Genomic DNA, 19083 nt, shown 5'->3' with positions numbered 1-19083 from the left:
CACCGAGTCGGGACAACCGCCTTGCGGCGCTCAGGGCTGATCACTACTCGGCCTCGCGGGAGAGGGCTGGATCATCGCGCGAGTGTCTCCGCCACCGGGTGGGGGTGGTGCCGTAGGTCTGCTGGAAGCGGCGGGAGAAGTGCGCGGGATTGCCGAAGCCCCAGGAGCGGGCGATGGATTCGTTGGTCCGGTGGTCCTGATCGGTGGCGGCCAGGTCGTCGCGGGCACCTTCCAGACGGTGGCGGATGATCCACTGTTCGAGGCTGAGCCCGTTCTCCTCGCACAGCCGGTACAGGGTTCGCACGGAGATGCCGTGTGCCCGGGCGACCCGTTGCGGTGTGAGCTCCGGTTCGGTCAGGTGGGCGTGAAGGTAGGCCAGGACTCGGGTGAGAAGCGTTTCATGGGCCACTGCCCGTCGCGTGGTGTCGTTGCCGGCGACCGAGACGATCAGGGCGCGGGTGAGTTGTACGGTGGCGGCGGCAAGTGCTTCGGCCTCGGGTCCGGTGCTGAGCCGGTCCGCTTGCAGCCGCAGTCCGCGGATGTGCTGCAGCAACAAGGATTCGACGGGACTGTGCTGCAGCAGTGGGACCGCCGCGCGCACCGTGTCGACCGGTAGGGCGAGATGGGCGATGTCGACGCTGAACGCCAGCGAGCTGCCGGCCCCCGCCCATCCGTACTCGTGCGACGCGACCATGTGCGGCGTCAGCCCGATACCGTCCGCTCCCAGCTGCCGCTGGTATCCGTCGCAGCCGAAGGCGGCCGTGCCGAACCCTTCGGCCTGCGCCATGACCGAAACGTTGTCCAGCAGTTCCCGACGCGCCTTGCGGAACGAACGCACGAAGCGCACGCCCGTGCCACGCGTGTCGAACAGGGTGACGGGCCCGAAGTGCCAGACTTCGAGCCGCTTCCACATGTCGGCTGCAGGTTCGTGTTCCTCGGCCGAGGAGATGCCTCCTTCCTGGGCGACCACCGCGTGCAGTGCCTCGAGCCGGTCGGCGGCGGGAAGGTCGTTCGTGTCGAGCACCAGCACAGCGCCTCCTCGTCTGCGGCAGCGGCTCGTCGCCGTTGCTTCCCCGATGGGCAGTGTCCGTGGCCGCAGATATTCATGACAAAGGTGTGTGTAGCGGTCATGCGGTTCGGCCGCGTCGGCGCGGGGCTCGGTCCGTCGTGCGAAGACGCCTTGGACAGCCGTGGCACACAGGGTTCGGACTTTGGCACGCACAGCAAAGGCGGCGGTGTCCGCCCATGCCATGCTCCCTTGCACAAATCGCTGCATAACGGCTGGTCATGGCAAGGGCGAAGGTCCGTTGACGCGGCCCTTGCGTGCCCGTTGCACGGCGGGGGGTGTTCCGAATGCGTCCGAAAGGCCGATCCCGAGAGCACGGACAACTCGATCGCCTTCTGGCCGATCTGCGCCGGGGGCTGAGTGGTGTCGTGCTCTTCAGGGGCGACGCCGGTATCGGCAAGACCGCACTGCTCGACCACGCGGCCGGCGAGGCCGCCGATCTGCGGGTGCTGCGGGTGGCGGGCGTGGAGGCGGAGGCCGGTTTCGCGTTCGCCGCGCTGCAGCGGTTGCTCGTGCCCTTCCTCGACGACCTCAAAGAACCCGGCGTCCTGCCCCCGGCCCAGCATCAGGCGCTGCGGGTGGCCTGCGGGCTGGCCGACGGTCCGCCCGCGGACCGGTTTCTCGTGGGGCTCGCGGTCCTCACCGTGCTGGCAGAGGCCGCAAAGCAACGCCCCTTGCTGGCGTGCGTCGACGACCTGCAGTGGCTGGACAGGGATTCCCTCGACGTGCTGGCCTTCGTCGGCCGCCGGGTGCACGCCGAGAGCATCGGTCTCGTCCTCGCCCTGCGCACGGGGTTCGACGCTCCGGCGGGCCTGCCGGTCACCGAGGTCGCCGGCCTGACAGAGCCGCACGCGCTGGAGCTGCTGCGCTCGGTGGCCGTCGGGCCACTGGACACGAGGGTCGGGCTGCGGATCGTGGCCGCGACCGGCGGCAACCCGCTGGCGCTGACCGACCTCGGGCGGGAACTGTCCGCGTGGCAGCTCTCCGGTGCGCTCGCGCTGCCCGAGCCCCTCCCCGTCGGCAGCCGCCTGGAGGAGCACTATCTCCACCAGGTACGCGGACTTCCCGCGCCCACGCACACCTGGCTGCTGCTCGCGGCGGCCGAACCGGCCGGCGCTCTGGGCTACATCGTGGCGGCGGCCGAGCGTCTCGGGATCGGCCTCGACGCGTCAGGACCGGCCGAGGCGGCGCGGCTGGTGGTGGTCCGTGCCCGTGCCGAGTTCCGGCACCCACTGGTGCGCTCCGCGGTGTACGCGGGCGCCACCAGCGTCGCGCGACGACGTGTGCACCGCGCCCTCGCCGAGGTGACCGATCACCCGGCCGACAGCGACCGGCGCGCCTGGCATCGCGCCGCGGCCGCACCCGGCCCCGATGCCGCCGTCGCCGACCAGGTGGAACAGGCGGCCGACCGGGCGGGTGCGCGCGGCGGCCACGCGGCCCGGGCCACCTTCCTGACCCGGGCGGCCGAGCTGACGCCCGACGACGGGGTACGCGCCGGACGGCTGCTCGCGGCGGCGGAGGCGGCCTTCACCGCCGGCGCGCCGCTGCAGACGAAGGCGCTGCTGGACGCCGTGGACACCGCCTTGCTGGACGGTGTGGCCACCGGCCGCGCCCTGCTGGTGCGCGCCGGTGTCCTCAACAGCCTGGGTGAGCCCCGTTCTCACGCCAGGGCAGCGGCCCTGTGCCTGGCCGCCTCGTCGGCCATCGGGGCACAGGACCCGGAGCTGACCCGCGAGGCACTGCTGCGAGCGGCGCAGTGGACACTGACCGCGCGGCACCGGGCTCCGGCGGCGACGGCGGCCCAGATCGCGAACGCGATACTGACCCGGTCTCCGGCCCCCGGCCCGTCGACACCACTGGACCATCTCCTGCGCGGATTCGCCGTCCTCGCCTCCGGCGGCTACGAACAGGCTGTTCCTCAACTGCGCAAGGCACTCGACGCACTGCTCGCGCCGGACACCCCTGACGACGTGGTCCTGCGCGGCTACCAGCTCGGAGTCTGGTACTCCACCCTCGTGTGGGACCACCGGGCCCGCAGCCGTCTGCTCCGGCGCGCCGCCGCCGTCGCCCGCCGCAGCGGAGCCCTGTGGCACCTCAACACCATCCTCTTCTGCGCCGCCATGGCCGAGACCACGCTCGGCCACCTCGCCACAGCGGACAGCCTGGTGGCCGAGAACCAGCAGATCCGTACGGCGATGGGTCTCAGCGCCGCGCAATGGGAGATCTGCCAGAACCCCGAGCTGCTCGCCTGGCACGCGGACGGAGACGAACCAGGCGACAGGCTTCGCCAGTCGCTGAAGACGGCGTGCGCGCTCGGCAACGGCGCGATGGAGTCCCTCGCGCAGAGCGGCGAGGTGGTTCTGGCGCTCGGCAACGGCGACTACGCCAGGGCCCAGCCCGTCGCGCACGAGCTGATCCGGCACGATGCGCTGGGGCTGCACTCCCGCCTCCTGCCGTCCTTGATCGAGGTGGGCGTCCGCGGCGGCGACCGCGTACTGGCCACCGCGACCCTGCGTACGCTCGCCCGCCGCGCGACGGCCGCCGGCACTCCTTGGGCACTGGGTGTGCTGGCACGCTCCCAGGCCCTGCTCGCTCCGGCAGACGGCGCCGAGGCACTGTACCGCCGGGCGATCGAGCTGCTGTCCGGTGCGGACACCGATTCCGACCTCGCCGTCGCGCACCTGCTCTACGGCGAGTGGCTGCGCCGCCGAAAGCGCCGCAAGGACGCTCGCGAGCAGCTGCGGAGCGCCCTGACCATGTTCCGTGAGATGCGGGCCGCGGCCTTTGCGGCACGCGCCGCCCAGGAACTGGCCGCCACCGGCGAACACGCCGGTCCGGCACGAGCCGGGGCCAAGAGCCCACTGACCCCCCAGGAACTGACGATCGCCCGGCTCGCCGCAGACGGTGCGACCAACGCCGAGATCGCCGCCCAGCTGTTCATCAGTGCCAACACCGTCGACTACCACCTGCGGAAAGTGTTCCGGAAGCTGGACGTGACTTCCCGCCGACAGCTCGCCCGCGCCCTGGAGCGGTGGGAACGGTGACGTGGATCGGAGGCGGAAGCTACGGTTTGTGGGTGACCCAGAGCAGTTCCGCCGGCCAGCGGTGTGCCCAGTCGGGTGGGTCGGTTTCGTTGTAGCCGTTGGGTGTTGCGGGTTCGGGCCGCGGCTCGATGAGGTCGTCGATGACGAGACCCGCGCCGCGCAGGACCCTTACCCAGTCGCCGTAGGTGAGCTGATAGCTGGTCGCGCCGTCGTCTTCGGCGATGGTGTCGAGCCCGAAGTAGTCCTGCTGCAAGGTCGTGGTCACGCGGCCGGCGGCTTCGTCGTAGCAGGCTTCGAACCACGGGCTGGCGACGTTGAAGACCAGGCGCCCGCCTCGGCGCAGGACGCGGGCGGCCTGTGGAACGGCCAGCTGCGGGGGTGCCCAGCTGAGCCCGCCGAAATCGCAGAACACCAGGTCGAAGCTGTCGGCGGCGAAGGGGAGGTGTTCGGCGGCGCCTTGCACCAGCGGGTAGCGGGATGCTCCCATCGCGCGGGCCGCCGCGGCGAGTTGGGCTTCGGACAGATCGACCCCGACCACGGCGGCCCCCTCGGCGGCGAGCGCCCTGGACCACTGCCCGGCGCCGCAGCCGAGTTCGAGGACGCGCTTGCCGGTGACGTCGCCGAGAGCGCGCAGGTGCGCGTCGGGGATGGAGTACATGCCCCACAGCCGGGGTGCGGCGCCGATGTGCGGGTCGTGCTCGTGCTGGTAGGCGCTGCTGATCCGGTTCCAGAACCGCCGGTTGGCGGGGATGCTGTCCACGTGCCGACTCCAGCACTGCCCGCCGGGCGCGGTCAACATGATTAGGGTTGCCTGGGGCCGGCTGCACGGCCGTTGCGTACACCGTCTCGCCGGCGGACTGACGGTGCGACGCCGGCACCGTACCCGGCGCAACGCGGGCCTGTCGTCGGTCAGCCGACCGTCGGCGGGAGGGAGACCTGGGCGGCGAGGAACTTCGGAGCCATCTCGCGGTAGCTGTCGGTGATCAGTTCGCTGATCTCGGTCCAGTCGGTGTGGTCACCGAGCACGGCGGCGACAACGTTGTGCCCCCAACCGGCTCGCAGGAACGGGAATCCGGCGGAGGTCAGGCCGAGCAGGTCGTCGACGGGTACCCGAAAGCTCATCACGACGAGTTCCTGATCCGCCGTCGCATACGGGGCGTAGACCGGGAAGCGCTCCACGTCCGGCGCGTAGACGTGGGCAAAGGTCCGCGTGCGGATCCGCCAGCGCACACCGATCCAGGCTGGTTCCTCGTAAGACTCGGGCAGCTGCCGGCAGATCGGCCGCAGCCGGTTCAGGATCTCCGGCGGCACGTCTCCAGGACTCGACATAGGTCGACACTAGCGACCGCCGGTGGAGCGGCAGGACCGCGTGCGTGATTTCACCTCGGTGGTGCTCGGACAGGTCTCCGGTCGTAGGGCACCGGCGCGGAGCCGGGCGTCGCTGAGCCTGGGCGGAGAACCCCTCGCACGGCAGGCACCTACTAGGTACCATCGAGCGCATGCCATCCCTGAACGTGTCGTTCACCGACGAGGAGCTCGAAGGCGTGCGCGCGGCCGCGGCCGCCGAGGGCAAGAGCCTCAAGCAGTACCTGCATGATCTCGGCGTCCGAGAGATGCAGCGCAAGGAGTTCATCGCGGGTGCGAGCCAGTGGGCCGACCGGCTGCGCGCGGAGTTCGACGACGCCTTCCCCGACGAAGTGCCCCCTGCCGAACGTCCGGGTGGAGCCGCGGCCGCCTGATGCACCTGCACATCGACGTCTCCTGGCTCCTCGACGTCCAGGAGGCCGCCCTCGGCACCGGCGAGGACATGTCCGTCGCGGACTATTCCGCCCTGGTCGCCGCGGTCGCCCGGCACAAGACCAAGCTGCCCACCCTTCACGCCGCCGACCCCGATGTCGCATGGCGTGCCGCGGCGCTCATGCACACCATCGTCCGCCTGGAGCCCCTCCCGTACCGCAACGGCCTGTTCGCCGCGTTCGTCACCGCCCAGTACATGAGCCAGTCCGGCGAGGGCATCGACCCGCCGTACGGCGCCCTGTCCGATCTCGTTCGCAAGATCCGCGACACCCGCCTGCGCGTTCCCGAGGTCGCCGACCAGCTGCGCTCCTGGAAGATCTGACCGGTCCATGGGCCCCTCACTGGAACGGGCAGGGTCGGACGGCCGCGTCGCTGTGCCGCCCGTTGAGGATCATGGGCGCAGGACTGATCGAGCCGCCTGAAGTCGGATGCGTGCCTCGTACCGCGGTACGACGTCCGCACCGCAGTTCAGCCCTCGGTGCGACCGGATCCGGGCTTCTCCCTTCCTAACGTTGCCGGTGAGGCACCCGACGGGTGTCCGAGGCCGAGGGAAGGCACGCGCTGATGATCGAGGCACAGCTACTGACCAAGAGGTACGGGGAGAAGACCGCGGTGGACGGGCTGGACTTCACCGTGAAGCCGGGCACCGTGACCGGCTTCCTGGGACCCAACGGCGCGGGGAAGTCCACCACGATGCGCATGATCGTCGGACTGGACGCCCCGACGAACGGCTCCGTGACCGTCAACGGCCGCCGCTACGCCCGCCACCGGGCTCCGCTCCAGGAGGTCGGCGCTCTGCTGGAGGCGAAGTCGATCCACCCGGGCCGCTCGGCCTTCAACCACCTCAACGCACTCGCCCTGACGCACGGCGTCCCCCGCAGCCGCGTCGAGGAGGTCATCGACCTCGCGGGCCTCGGCAGTGTGGCCAAGAAGCGGGCCGGGGCCTTCTCCCTCGGCATGGGGCAGCGGCTGGGCATCGCGGCGGCGCTGCTCGCCGATCCGCAGACGGTGATGCTGGACGAGCCGGTCAACGGCCTCGACCCGGAGGGCGTGCTGTGGATCCGCAACCTGCTGACCTCGCTCGCGGCCGAGGGCCGGACGGTGTTCATCTCCTCGCATCTGATGAGTGAGATGGCGCTGGTGGCGGACCATCTGATCATCGTCGGTCGAGGGCGGCTGCTGGCCGACACCACCGTGGCGGATCTGGTCCGCGAGGCGGGCGGCGACACGGTGAAGGTGGCGACCCAGGATCCGACGCGGCTGCGGGACGTCCTTGCGGGACCGGGCATCGACATCACCGGCCAGGTCGGCTCGGAGGAACTGCATGTCACCGGGATCACCGCACGCGAGATCGGGCTGAAGGCCGCTGACCACGGGATCCCGTTGTTCGAACTGACCCAGCGGACGGTGTCGTTGGAAGAGGCGTTCATGGACCTGACCAGGGACGCGGTGGAGTACCACGGCGCCACCGGCATCGACACCCTCGGGAGCGCGGCATGAGCACCCTCACCACGATCGCGGAATCCCGGCAGGAGCCGACCGCTCCGTCTCGCCCCGACTACAGGGTGAGCGGATGGCGCGTCCTGCGCTCGGAGTGGGCCAAACTGTGGTCGCTCCGCTCGACGTGGATCACGCTGGCCCTCGGCCTGCTGTTCCTGCTGGTGTTCGGCCTGATCACTTCCTGGCAGTTCGGCGCAGGCAATCTGGACGGGGACTTCGACGGCTCCAAGGCCGTGGACCTGTCCCTGTTCGGTGTGTCCTTCGCACAGCTGGCGCTCGGTGTCCTCGGCGTGCTGGTGATGGCGGGGGAGTACTCGACCGGAATGATCCGCTCAACGCTTGCCGCGGTGCCGCGCCGGCTGCCGGTGCTGTGGTCCAAAGCGGGGCTGTACGGGCTGGTGGCGGCGCTGGTCGGCACAGTCGGCGCGTTCGCGACCTTCCTGATCGGCAACCAGATGGTCTCCGGCACCTCGGCGGCCCAGAGCCTCTCGGACGCGGGCGTCGCCAGGAGCCTGCTGGGAGCGGGGCTCTACCTCGGCCTGATCGGGGTGATCAGTGTGGGACTGGGTGCGTTGCTGCGGTCGGTGGCGGGCGCCATCTCGGTGCTCGTCGGCGTGCTCATCCTGGCACCCGGGCTGACCTCGCTGCTGCCCAGCTCCTGGGAGAGCAACATCAGCCCCTACATGCCGAGCAACGCGGGCGAGTCGATGTTCGCCCTGACCCACGATTCCTCCACGCTGTCCCCGGGGGCAGGTCTCGCCGTCTTCCTCGGATGGACCATCCTGACACTGGCGGGAGCGGCGTACCGGCTCAAGCGCAACGACGTCTGACCGCCTGGACCACAGACAGGTGACATCCGTGAGCATCGACGACACCGGCAGCATGGGCGTCCTGGTCGCCCGGCTGACCCGCGGCGGCCAGCGGCTGCGGCAGGCCGACCGGGCCCATCCCTGGGTACTGGACATCACCGTGGTCGTGGCGGTCGTCGCGATGTTCTGCCTGCCGGACCTCCTGCCCGAGGGCTCGGACCACGAGGACGGCCCGCGCAAGCTGATTCTCTCGCTCACCCGACTGCCCCTGGCGGCGACGATGGCGCTCCAGGCCGGACTCGTGCTGCCCCTGCTGTGGCGACGGCGCAAACCGCTGATGGCCTTCGGCGCCATCACGGCCGTGTTCGTTCTCCAGTGGTCACTGGGTGCCGGGCTGCGCGCGGACATCGCCCTCTTCATCGCCCTGTACAGCGTGGCCCTGCACGGAAGGCTTCCGCAGTTGCCGTGGGCCTGCGGCGTCATGGCGGGCGCGATGGTCCTGGTCGCGCTCCGCGTGTCCGGGGCCGTGTCCTTCTGGGCCGCGCTGTTCTTCCTCCTGAGCACGGCGACCGCGGCCCTGGCGCTCGGTCTCATGATCAGGATCCGCCGGGCCCAGCTCGCCGTGCTGCGGGAGCGGACCGCCCAGCTGGAGATCGAGCGCGACCAGCGCACCAGGCTGGCGACCGCCACCGAACGGGCCCGGATGGCCCGCGAGATGCACGACATCGTCGGACACAACCTGGCCGTCATCATCTCGCTCGCCGACGCGGGCGCGTACGCCTCCGACACCGCACCCCGACGCGCGAAGGAGACTCTGAACCTGATCGGCGACACCGGCCGCCAGGCCCTGCGCGAGCTGCGCAGGGTGCTCGGCGTGCTGCGCGAGGCGGCCGACACCACCTCCTCCGGCCCCCTGCTCACCCCACAGCCCGGCATCGTGGACATCGGCCTGTTGTGCGCGGGCGTACGGGCCGCAGGACCTGAGGTCGTCTACCGTACGGTCGGCGACATGGACACCCTGGACACCGGCGTGCAGCTGACGGCGTACCGCATCGTCCAGGAAGCCCTCACCAACACCCTCAAGCACGCCGGCGCCGACACGCGGGTGACCCTGTCGCTCACCGTCGACGAGACCCGACTGGAGATCCGGGTGCAGGACACCGGCCCGCCCGGCCGGACGGCAAAGCCACACGAGGAAGGACACGGCCTGGTGGGCATGCGGGAAAGAGCGGCACTGCACGGCGGCACGGTCAGCGCGGGACCCGCGCCCGACGGAGGCTGGAACGTGGAGGTCACCCTCGACCTCGCTCCGCAGGGAGGCGACTGGTGACCACCGTACTCATCGTGGACGACCAGCAGCTCCAGCGCTATGCCTTCCGCCTCCTGCTGGAGTCCGCCCCCGAGACCACGGTTCTCGGTGAGGCCGCGCACGGCACCGAAGCGGTCCGCCTGACGGCGGAACTGCGCCCCGACGTGGTCCTCATGGACATCCGCATGCCCGGCATGGACGGCATCGAGGCCACCCGGCGCATCGTCGCCGCGGGCGACCGCTCCCGCATCCTCGTGCTGACCACCTTCGACCTCGACGAATACGTTCACTCCGCCCTCCGGGCGGGTGCCAGCGGCTTCCTCCTGAAGGACGTGCGTCCCGAAGAGCTCCTGGCCGGTATCCGGGCCGTCGCCGCCGGCGACGCCGTCATCGCCCCCGCCCTCACCCGTCGCCTGCTGGACGAGTACGCCCAGCACGTCCCGCAACCCGTCGACGCCACGGCCCAGGAAGCGAGACTGAAGGCGCTCACCGAACGGGAGCGGGAGATCCTCGTCGCCATCGGCAGAGGCTGGACCAACAGCGAGATCGCCGCCCACTTCGTCGTGGCCGAGTCCACCGTCAAGAGCCATGTCCGCAGCATCCTGGCCAAGATCGGCGCCCGCGACCGCATCCAGGCCGTGATCTTCGCCTACGATCTCGGACTCGCCCGCCCCAAGACCGGTTGAGCCGTCCCGGGACGGCTTTCTTGCGTCGAATCCAGGAGCTTGAGCTCCGGCATCGACGTCAGGGCCCTGTCAGCCACCGGACCGGGCGAGCCCGGCTCTCGGGCGACCACGAGACACACACCGCCGCGCTGTCGAGCCCACCCGCACCTCGTTGACGACGCTCACCAGCCAGGCGGCCTCACCGTGCCCATCACGCGGGTCACGGTGATCTCGATGACCACACGCTCTGGGTTGGGGCGGGGCTGCCGGTAGCGCTCGGCGTAGCGCCGTACGGCCTCGGCGACGGACCGGGGGTCGTCCTTGACTCGGGCGGTGCCTTCGAGGGTGCACCAGCGTCGTCCATCGACCTGGCTGACCGCGACCTGCGCACCGGGGCCGGCCGCCCGGACGTTGCGGACCTTCTTGCTTCCGGCGCTGCTGATGACACGTGCGATGCCGGCCTCGGGATCAAAGGTGACACCCACCGGGACAAGGTGCGGACTGCCGTCCGGACGGTGGGTGGTGAGGAAGCAGATCCGGCGCTCCTGCCAGAAAAGGTCGTCCTGCGCCCCGGGCGGAGGTACGTCGACTGTCATGTTGGTCCTTCGTGGCACAGGGCGAGCACTGTCTGATGCGGAACCCTACGTCTGCGCGCCGCCGCGAGCAGCGTCGGGCACGTCTTCGCACAGGCGGTCGGGAAACGGGACGAGCAAGGCCGGTTGCCGCCGTTCTCCCTGAGCGGGGAGGCCAACCGCCGGTTCACCCGGACCCGTTGAAAGCCTCGCTCATTCATCCTGTGGGAAGATCGCGGGATGCTACGACTCACCGACTTCATCATCGATTGCCCGGACACGATGAAGCTGGCAGCCTTCTACTCCGAGGTGCTGGGGCTCCCGGTCAAGGAGGGCAGCGACGAGAACTGGGCCGGCATCAAGTTCGGCGAGCTCGAACTGGCCTTCATCCGGGTGGATGACTACCGCGCCCCGCAGTGGCCCGACAGCGAGCACCCCAAGCAGTTCCACCTCGACTTCGAGGTCGACGACGTCGAGGCCGAACAGCGCCGCGTACTGGCCCTCGGCGCGACCCTGAAACGGGACTGCATCGGCCCCAACGGCTACGGCTTCCGCGTCTACGTCGACCCCGTCGGCCACCCGTTCTGTCTGTGCCGCAACAAGGGTGTCGTCTGGACCGACCAGGGGCTCATCTGGCCCAAGGGCGACTAGCGGTCCGTGTGTCGAAGCAGCGGGAATCATTCCTTGATGCGCAGGAAACGCCGCCTCTCAGCTCGCTTCGGCACACGTCCTGTCACTCCGGTGCCCCGCAGTCATCGAATCGCCGTCACCACGGCGAAGCCGGTCAGGAGAGGGCGCCCTGTTCGCAGACACGGCGGGCGACCTCGCGGAGCTTGATGTTGTTGGCCTGGGAGTAGCGGCGCAGCACGCTGAACGCCTCTTCCTCACTGAGGCGGTGGCTGCCCATGAGGATGCCCATGGCCTCGCCGATGGCATGGCGGGTGGTGACGGCCTGTTCCATCTGGGCGTGGGTGCGGGCGGCGGAGAATGCGACCGCCGCGTGGGAGGCGAGCAGCCACCCGGCGGTCTCGCTGTCGGGAGTGAAGGCGCCGGGCTTGCGCGAGTAGAAGTTCAGCGCGCCGAGGTCCTCGTCGTCGGTGAACAGCAGGAAGCCCATCATGCTGCCCACCCCCAGCTGGTGGGCGCGGGGAGCGTAGGCGGGCCAGCGCTGGTGCTCGGTGGTGAGGTCGGCGATGCGGAAGACGCGGTCGCCCTGCGAACTCCGGGCGGCGTCAAAACAGGGTCCTTCGCCCATCCGCTGCTGCAACTCGTCACTTTCGGTGACGAAAGGGTCGGTGGGTGCGAGGGATTCCACCTCCGTGCCGTGCAGGACGAGGATGCCGGCGGCATCGCAGCCCTCGACCAGCTCGGTGGCCGATGCGGTGATCCGCTCCATCGTCGCGTCCACCGAGTCCTGAGCCAGCAGGTCCCGTGCCATCGACGCCATCTGCTGCGCGAACCGTGCCCAGTCCACCTTCGCCCTCCACTGCTCTCATCCGGCCTGGACAAGCCTCATACCCAGCTTTTCACGCGACCTTCACCAAGCCCAAGGGGAGCTGATCCGGACGACGGCCGGGCGAAGGGCACCCGCCACGCGGATCTCGTCCGGCGCGCTCGCACACCATTGCGGGCGGCGGAACTGGGCCGTGACTCGTCAGGACCGGAGAACGGCAAGAACATGCTCGGGCGGATTCTGGTGCGCACCCGTAGCCAGTCGCGTGCTGAACTCGCCGAAGCGTGTCCGACGAGCCACGTAGCCGTTGTCCGGGGTGCGCAGTTCCTGGGTGAAGCGCGCCCCCCTTCGCCCTAATGGCCAGACGGTGCAGGGCTTTAGCCTCGGCATATGGACACGGACAAGGACCCCGCAGCAGAGAACGCTCTGGGAGGCTTCCTCCGCGCACGGCGTGCCCGGTTGCGCCCCGAAGACGTCGGAATTCCGGCCTCGCACCGACTACTACATGCGCCTGGAACAGGGCCGTGAACGGCACCCGTCGCGGCAGATACTCGAGGCCGTCGCGCGGGTTCTGCAACTGGATGACGAAGCGGTGGCCCACCTGCATCGCGTGGCCGGACCGAGCACCCGCCGTACGCGCCGCGTGCCGCGTGCGGAAAGCATCGCCCCGCACCTGCGGCTCCTCGACACGTGGGGCGACACTCCTGCCTTCGTCCTGGGTTCCGCCTTGGACATCCTGGCCCGCAACCGGCTCGCGAGCGCCCTCCACGCCGGCTTCGCCCACTCCGACAACCTGCTGCGCATGATGTTCCTGGACCCGGCCGCGCCGAACTTCTACCGCGACTGGGACCGGGCCGCGGAGTCGACCGTGGCCACATTGCGGCGGGCGGCCGGGATCGACCCCGAGGACCCGCGGCTGAGCCGGCTCGTAGGCGAACTGTCCATGAAAAGCACTGCCTTCCGCGTTCTGTGGGCGCGCCACGACGTACGCGGCAAGACGCGCGAGTCCAAGCTCTTCCACCACGCCCAGGTCGGAGACCTGGAACTGCACTACGAGTCCTTCACCGTCAACAGTGCTCGCACCCAGCAGCTGGTCGTCTACCAGGCCGAACCGGGCACCGCCTCCGCCGATGCTCTCGCCCTGCTCGGCTCGCTCAGTGCCCGTCCCCTGCTCGGGCAGCATGCGGCGTCGGATGCTGTCTCCGGCTGAGAGAGGTGTGCCGAAGGGTTTGCGGCGGCGTGCCGGGACCTTCCGGTGAGGCAGCGACCACGCTGCACAGCTCGGACCGGGCCCCCGCGACCTCGATCCCGTAAACGGCGGACTGCGCGGGCGCGGCATGGCCGAACACGGGGAGAGCTTCGTCCACCGACGGCCGGCTTTCCTCTGCACTAGGTTGGGGTCATGAGCGGCAGCACTCCTTTGGGAGACTTCCTCAGAGCACGGCGCGAAGCCCTCAAGCCGCAGGACGTAGGCCTGTCGGAGCACGGCCGCAGGCGGGTGCCGGGGCTGCGCCGTGAGGAGGTCGCCATGCTCGCGGGGGTGAGCGCCGACTACTACATGCGCCTGGAACAGGGCCGGGAGACCAGTCCGTCGCCCCAGGTGATCGACGCGATCGCCGCCGCCCTCCACCTCGACGACGAGGCGCACGACCACCTGCGCAGACTCACCAGGGCGCCCCAGGAGGGCCGGAGCGTTCCCGCCGCTCACGACAGGATCAGTCCCCAGCTTCTGCAGCTGATCGACAGCTGGCCCGACACCCCCGCCTTCATCCTGGGACGGGCCCTGGACATCCTGGCGCACAACGCGCTTGCCGCAGCCTTGCACAGCGGATTCCAGCGGTTCGACAACCTGGCCCGCATGGTCTTCCTGGACCCGGCCGGGCATACCTTCTACCGGGACTGGGACAAGGCCGCGAACTCGTGCGTGGCCGAATTGCGCGCGGCCTATGGATACGACCCGGATTCCCCGCGGATCACCGAAGTCGTCGACACGCTCTGCGTGAAGAGCTCCGAATTCGCAGAACTGTGGACGCGGCACGAGGTGAAGGGCAAGACCCAGCAGGCGAAGAGCCTCGCACACCCCGAGGTCGGCGCTCTGGAGGTCCAGTTCTCGGCCTTCACCGTCAACGGTGCCCCGCACCAGCAGCTGGTCGTCTACCAGGCCGAGCCGGCGAGTGCCACCGCAGCTGCCTTCGTTGAACTCCGCTCCCGTTCCGATCAAGGAGAGTCCCCGCGAGTGGTGGAGGAGGAATTCGGCGGGACTTTCAGCGACACCTGACTTCTCAAGTCCTGTCCCACAACAGCCGTCCAGCCGTCTCATCGACGGCTTCGTCTTCCTCGTCAGGCAGTACGACCATTCCTTCTCGGCTCACTCAAGAATGTCTGTGTGCCCTTCGCGGTCATGTGCCTCCCTGCCCGGCGTGCTTGTTGCCCTCGCGGTAGAGCACCAGGTGCTCGTGGAAGAGGACGCCGTCGCGGATGTCGCCGGTGGCGGTGAAGCCGGTGTCGTCGACGTAGTCGATGTGGTTGCCGGTGACGGTGTAGCGGCCGGTGTAGGCGCTTTGACGGTTTCCGCGGGCCTCGTCGTAGCGGCCGTTCGGGAGTAGCTCCTGGCGGATGAATCCGTCCGCGGTCACCCACATGCCGACGTACGGGTGAGCGGCGCGGCGCGTGTCGTTGCTGGTCATGGATCCATGGTCGGCCGGGAGACCGATGGGAACCAGGCCGCCGTCTCCCCAGGTGTGGGTGTCCTGGGTGCGGTGCACCCACCGTCCCGAGCGGAACAGCGCGGGGAGATCAGGGTTCGGAGCGGTCTTCGGGTGCGGTGAACCCGGAACGTCCGAGGGCCGTGCCCGCCCTCTGCCCGCTGGTGGCGGTGCACCTGGGACACGGCGGCCTGGTGGCGATTGCGCCGCGCGACGAGCCTGAGGGGCACGCAACTGCTGGACGCAGAGCGGCTGTTGTCTTGAGTCACGGTGGTTGTTGTGTCCTGTCCGCCAGCGCCGGGAGCGTGACGATGGACCCGCCGGTCGACAGATGTCGTGTGGGCACCCCAGCGCCTCGGCCCGATCTCCGCGCATGCAGCCCACGGACGACCTGCTCCAGAACCGCGCGTCGTGGATGTCCCGCTCCTGGGTGCGTGACACCTGGGGAAACGGCGGCCTGGTTGTCGTGGCCGGGGCGACCAAGCCTTGAAGCGGAGCAGCACTGGCGTCATCCGCAGCTCACCACCCCTCCCCGACGTACGGAAAGAAGAACCCTCATGAACGTCCGCGACACCACCAGCGCCACCGTCCTCGAACAGCTGCGGCGCCGCCCCGCGGAGGAACGGCGCATCCTGTTCACCGGCGCGACCATCGTCACCATGGACCCCGACCTCGGCGTCATCGACCGCGGTGACCTCCTCGTCGAGGGCGACACCCTCACCGCTGTCGGCCCTCACCTCAGTGCCGGTGACGCAGTGGTCGTCGACGCAACCGGCACCATCCTCAGCCCCGGCTTCGTCGACACCCACCGGCACGCCTGGGAGACTCAGCTGCGCCGGATCATGCCGGACGTCGACGACCTCGGCGGCTACGTCATGGCCACGCTGGCCGGCTACGCCACGGTCTACCGGCCCGAGGACATGTACATCGGTACGAGACTGGCCGCCCTCACAGCGATCGACAGCGGCATCACGACCATGCTCGACTTCTCGCACAACTCCCGTACCCGCGCGCACACCGATGCCGCTGTCGAGGCCCTTCGTGATACCGGCATCCGCGGTGTGCATGCTTCGATGGGCCCGCACTTCGGTGACTGGGACCGGCAGTGGCCCGGTGACCTGACACGGGTCAAGGACCAGTACTTCAGCAGCGACGACCAGCTGCTGACGCTGCGCCTGGCGACGCTCGCCACCGACGAGATCGCCGGGCCGGGGCTTGCCTACGGTCCTGAACTTGCCCGCGTTGCCAAGGACTTGGGTGTCGGTGTGAGCGTCGACGCCGTCTTCGGCACCTCCTCCTCCGAGGCCGTCCTGCGCTGGGCCAAGGACGGCGTCCTCGGCCCCGACGTCACCCTCATCCACGCCACCGGGCTGACCCCGGAGGCATGGAAGGCGATGGGGGAGACCGGCACCAGCGTCGCGCTCGCCCCCACCTCCGACGCCCAGATCGGCCTGGAGACCGCGATCCCCGCCGTCGACGAGGCCCTGTCCGTCGGTATCCGCCCCGGACTGAGCATCGACGTCGAAGTCGCCCTGGCCAGCGACATGTTCACGCAGATGCGGGCCCTGCACGCCATCCAGCGGATGCGCGCCGTCAACGCCGCCTACGGCACCGACCGGCAGCCCCACCGCATCACCACTCGGGACGTCCTGGACTTCGCCACCCTCCAGGGCGCCCGCACCAACGGCCTGGCCGCCGTCACCGGCTCACTCACCCCGGGCAAGAAGGCCGATCTGCTGGTCATCCAGGCCGAGGACCTCAACAACATGCCGCTCAACGACCCGATCGGCACTGTCGTACTGGGTTCCGACGCCCGCAACATCAGCGCCGTCCTCATCAACGGCGAGCCCCGCAAATGGAACGGCCACGTCCTCGACGTCGACCTGTCCGCCCTGCGCCGCGATGTCCACGCCTCGCGTGAGCACGTGCTGAACACACCGGCTGCCTGAGCCCTCCACGTCATCCCCAGCCGACCCCGCCCCGGCCGAGGGCGCCCATTACCGATGGTGGTCATGAGCGCTGCCTCTGCATGCGGCGTCGTGCTCCGTCCGCACGGAGTTCCGGCGAGGTCAGCGGGCGGTGACGTTCTCCGCGGCCCCGGTCTCGGGTGCTGCCTCGGCCTCGGACGGGAGGGGCGCGGGGTTCTTCTGGCCGCGCAGGGCCACGTAGAGGAGCAGGGCGGCCATGACGGCGGCGCCGACCCACATGGATCGCTGCCAGCCGTCGACGAACGACTGCTGCGCGGCGTGGATCAGGTCCCGGGCGTGCCTGCCGGTGGTGGGGGCGACCTCGATGGCGTTGGCGATGCCTTCGCGGGCGGTGTCCGCGGCTCCGTTGGGGATGCCGTCGAGCTTGCCGTCGATGGCGCTGCGGTAGCCGTTGGCCAGGAGCGCGCCGAGCAAGGCGACGCCCAGGGCGGTGCCGAACTCACGGGTGACGTCGTTGAGTGCGGAGGCGACGCCTTGCTTGGTGCGGGGCAGGGAGCCGGTGATGGCCTCGGTGGCGGGTGTCATGGACAGCCCCATGCCGATGCCCATGGCGAGCATGCCGGCCAGGATGGACAGGTAGCCGCCGTCGACGGATACGAACAGGGCCATCAGGACCAGGCCGAGCGTGGCCAGGGCGACGCCGACGGCCATGGTGGAGCGGGCGCCGATCTCGGCGGCCATCTTGGGGGCCAGTCCGGAGGCCATCATCATCATGACGGCCATGGGCATCATCGCCACGGTGGACAGCAGTCCGGACCAGCCGAGTACGGCCTGGAAGAAGGGGAAGAGAACGACGGCGATGCCGGCTTGGACGCCGAAGACGACGAGCAGGGTGAGGGAGCCGGAGGCCATACCGCGCTCCCGGAAGAGGCGTACGTCCAGCAGGGATGCGTCGCGGCGGCGTAGTTCCCAGGCCACGAAGGCGATGGCGGCGACCATGCCGACGGCCAGGCTGGTCAGGGTGATGGGGGCGGTCCAGCCGCGCTCAGGGCCTTCCTGCAGGACGAAGATGAGACCGGTCACGGCGATGGTGGAGACCAGTGCTCCGACAGTGTCGAACGAATGCGGGGAGCGTTCGTGGGAGTTGGGCACCGACTTCAGTGTCATCGTCAGCGCGACGACGACCAGGACCACCGGAAGGACGAACAGCAGGCGCCAGTCGGCGACGTCGACCAGCAGGGCGGAGAGGAACATGCCGAGGATGCCGCCGCCTCCGGCGACTCCGGTCCACACGCCGATCGCCTTGCCGCGCTCCTCCTCGGGGAAGGTGGAAGTGATGACAGCGAGAGTGATCGGCATGATCACGGCGGCACTGATGCCGGCGGTCACGCGCGCGGCGATCATCACCCCGGCGGACGGGGCGAGTCCTGCGAGGACACTGGCGGCGCCGAAGATGACCAGGCCGGTGATCAGCATGGGCTTACGGCCCAGCCGGTCACCGATCGCGCCGAGCGGCAGCAGCAGCGCGGCCAGGGCGAGGGTGTAGACATTGATGATCCACAGGACGGTGTTCTGCGAGGCGCCGAACTCGACGGCCATGTGGGTCTGGGCGACGTTCAGCCCGGACACGGAGGCGATGACAGCCATCAGCGCGATCGAGACGGTGATCAGGATCGCGCGCAGCTGACGCGCATCCGGCGCGCCCTCGCCGCTTGCGTGCGCGGCCGCCGCCTGAGGAAGCTGATTGGTACTCATGGTTTCCTTCCGGAAAGGGCATGCAGGATCGGCGCCGGTACAGGGCCGGTCGCCAGGTCAGTGAGACAGGGGCTTGCTCACCGCGCGACCCGCTGGATGGCGGTCGCGTGGTTCTTCGGTTGCGGGACTGATGTGTCAGCCGGTGGTCTTCTGTGCGGCGGCGAGCGCGGCGTCGGTGTCCGCAGCGGCGAGCAGGGCGTTGATGCGGGAGCCGGCCAGGGCTCCGGCAGCAGCAGAGGCTCCGGCCTGGGCGGTGAGGTCGGTGGCGTTGCCGGCCCCCCCCCCACGCCCGGGATCTCGGTGGTGTCGGAGATGGCAGGGGTGAAGCGGAGACCCATGTGGTCGGGCAGGACCTCCATCGGCAGCTTCAGCCCGTCCAGGCCCTCGGTACGGGCCTGCATCGGTGTGGCCACAGCCGGAATCCGCCGTCCCGAAAGGGCCGTTGGTCAGGCGGACGCCTGCGAGGGCGCCGTCGTCGCG

The 19083-nt window shown here is 69.8% G+C and carries 17 protein-coding genes and 1 pseudogene; 11 read left to right on the top strand and 7 right to left on the bottom strand.

Features of this window, described 5'->3' with window-relative positions; translation table 11 throughout:
* Positions 1 to 43: 43 nt before the first annotated feature.
* Positions 44 to 1252: a helix-turn-helix domain-containing protein gene (locus PH203_RS45810; protein ID WP_289928484.1), complete on the bottom strand. Its 1209-nt coding sequence runs from the start codon at positions 1250 to 1252 to the stop codon at positions 44 to 46.
* 101 nt (positions 1253 to 1353) lie between these two features.
* On the opposite strand from PH203_RS45810, the gene PH203_RS45805 reads away from it, so the two are divergent.
* Complete coding sequence (locus PH203_RS45805) at positions 1354 to 4110, top strand: LuxR family transcriptional regulator (RefSeq protein WP_289928483.1); 2757 nt, start codon at positions 1354 to 1356, stop codon at positions 4108 to 4110.
* Positions 4111 to 4129: 19 nt separating this feature from the next.
* Here the strand turns inward: PH203_RS45805 and PH203_RS45800 are convergent, their stop codons facing one another.
* Positions 4130 to 4870: a class I SAM-dependent methyltransferase gene (locus PH203_RS45800; RefSeq protein WP_289928482.1), complete on the bottom strand. Its 741-nt coding sequence runs from the start codon at positions 4868 to 4870 to the stop codon at positions 4130 to 4132.
* Positions 4871 to 5019: 149 nt separating this feature from the next.
* On the bottom strand, positions 5020 to 5439 hold the full coding sequence (locus PH203_RS45795; protein WP_289928481.1) for an MmcQ/YjbR family DNA-binding protein: 420 nt from the start codon (positions 5437 to 5439) through the stop codon (positions 5020 to 5022).
* Positions 5440 to 5609: 170 nt separating this feature from the next.
* On the opposite strand from PH203_RS45795, the gene PH203_RS45790 reads away from it, so the two are divergent.
* The 6 genes from PH203_RS45790 (at position 5610) to PH203_RS45765 (ending at position 10211) form a co-directional block, all read left to right on the top strand.
* Positions 5610 to 5849: a hypothetical protein gene (locus tag PH203_RS45790; protein ID WP_289928480.1), complete on the top strand. Its 240-nt coding sequence runs from the start codon at positions 5610 to 5612 to the stop codon at positions 5847 to 5849.
* Positions 5849 to 6229 (top strand): toxin Doc, encoded by a 381-nt coding sequence (locus PH203_RS45785; RefSeq protein WP_289928478.1) that lies wholly within the window; start codon positions 5849 to 5851, stop codon positions 6227 to 6229. The genes PH203_RS45790 and PH203_RS45785 overlap by 1 nt, the downstream gene beginning before the upstream one ends.
* 242 nt (positions 6230 to 6471) lie before the next feature.
* Entirely contained in the window at positions 6472 to 7407 is a 936-nt protein-coding gene (locus PH203_RS45780) for an ATP-binding cassette domain-containing protein (RefSeq protein ID WP_289928477.1), read from the top strand.
* Complete coding sequence (locus tag PH203_RS45775; protein ID WP_289928476.1) at positions 7404 to 8237, top strand: ABC transporter permease; 834 nt, start codon at positions 7404 to 7406, stop codon at positions 8235 to 8237. The genes PH203_RS45780 and PH203_RS45775 overlap by 4 nt, the downstream gene beginning before the upstream one ends.
* 28 nt (positions 8238 to 8265) lie before the next feature.
* The gene (locus tag PH203_RS45770) at positions 8266 to 9546 is read left to right on the top strand and encodes a sensor histidine kinase (RefSeq protein WP_289928474.1); all 1281 of its coding nucleotides are present in this window, start codon (positions 8266 to 8268) and stop codon (positions 9544 to 9546) included.
* On the top strand, positions 9543 to 10211 hold the full coding sequence (locus PH203_RS45765) for a response regulator transcription factor (protein ID WP_289928472.1): 669 nt from the start codon (positions 9543 to 9545) through the stop codon (positions 10209 to 10211). The genes PH203_RS45770 and PH203_RS45765 overlap by 4 nt, the downstream gene beginning before the upstream one ends.
* Positions 10212 to 10372: 161 nt before the next feature.
* Here PH203_RS45765 and PH203_RS45760 read toward each other — a convergent pair whose 3' ends face one another.
* A complete protein-coding gene (locus PH203_RS45760; protein WP_289928471.1) occupies positions 10373 to 10786 on the bottom strand; it encodes a PPOX class F420-dependent oxidoreductase in 414 nt (137 codons plus the stop codon).
* Positions 10787 to 11002: 216 nt separating this feature from the next.
* Here PH203_RS45760 and PH203_RS45755 point away from each other — a divergent pair, with 216 nt between their 5' ends.
* A complete protein-coding gene (locus tag PH203_RS45755; protein WP_289928469.1) occupies positions 11003 to 11413 on the top strand; it encodes a VOC family protein in 411 nt (136 codons plus the stop codon).
* 133 nt (positions 11414 to 11546) lie between these two features.
* On the opposite strand, the gene PH203_RS45750 is transcribed toward PH203_RS45755, so the two are convergent.
* On the bottom strand, positions 11547 to 12236 hold the full coding sequence (locus tag PH203_RS45750; RefSeq protein WP_289928467.1) for a GAF and ANTAR domain-containing protein: 690 nt from the start codon (positions 12234 to 12236) through the stop codon (positions 11547 to 11549).
* 369 nt (positions 12237 to 12605) lie between these two features.
* On the opposite strand from PH203_RS45750, the pseudogene PH203_RS45745 reads away from it, so the two are divergent.
* Positions 12606 to 13425: pseudogene (locus PH203_RS45745) on the top strand (helix-turn-helix domain-containing protein).
* 192 nt (positions 13426 to 13617) lie between these two features.
* A complete protein-coding gene (locus tag PH203_RS45740) occupies positions 13618 to 14493 on the top strand; it encodes a helix-turn-helix transcriptional regulator (protein ID WP_289928465.1) in 876 nt (291 codons plus the stop codon).
* 121 nt (positions 14494 to 14614) lie between these two features.
* Here PH203_RS45740 and PH203_RS45735 read toward each other — a convergent pair whose 3' ends face one another.
* Positions 14615 to 14902 carry an Atu4866 domain-containing protein gene (locus tag PH203_RS45735; RefSeq protein ID WP_289928464.1) on the bottom strand — a complete coding sequence of 96 codons (288 nt, stop codon included), beginning with the start codon at positions 14900 to 14902 and terminating at the stop codon, positions 14615 to 14617.
* A gap of 575 nt (positions 14903 to 15477) precedes the next feature.
* On the opposite strand from PH203_RS45735, the gene PH203_RS45730 reads away from it, so the two are divergent.
* Entirely contained in the window at positions 15478 to 16869 is a 1392-nt protein-coding gene (locus tag PH203_RS45730) for an amidohydrolase family protein (protein WP_289928463.1), read from the top strand.
* 120 nt (positions 16870 to 16989) lie between these two features.
* Here the strand turns inward: PH203_RS45730 and PH203_RS45725 are convergent, their stop codons facing one another.
* Entirely contained in the window at positions 16990 to 18603 is a 1614-nt protein-coding gene (locus PH203_RS45725) for an MFS transporter (RefSeq protein ID WP_289928462.1), read from the bottom strand.
* Positions 18604 to 19083: the final 480 nt, after the last annotated feature.

The sequence above is a fragment of the Streptomyces sp. S.PB5 genome (assembly GCF_030403745.1).
Lineage (GTDB): Bacteria > Actinomycetota > Actinomycetes > Streptomycetales > Streptomycetaceae > Streptomyces.
Note: the sequence above shows the minus strand (reverse complement) of the source record. Positions and strands in the feature narration are given on the sequence as shown.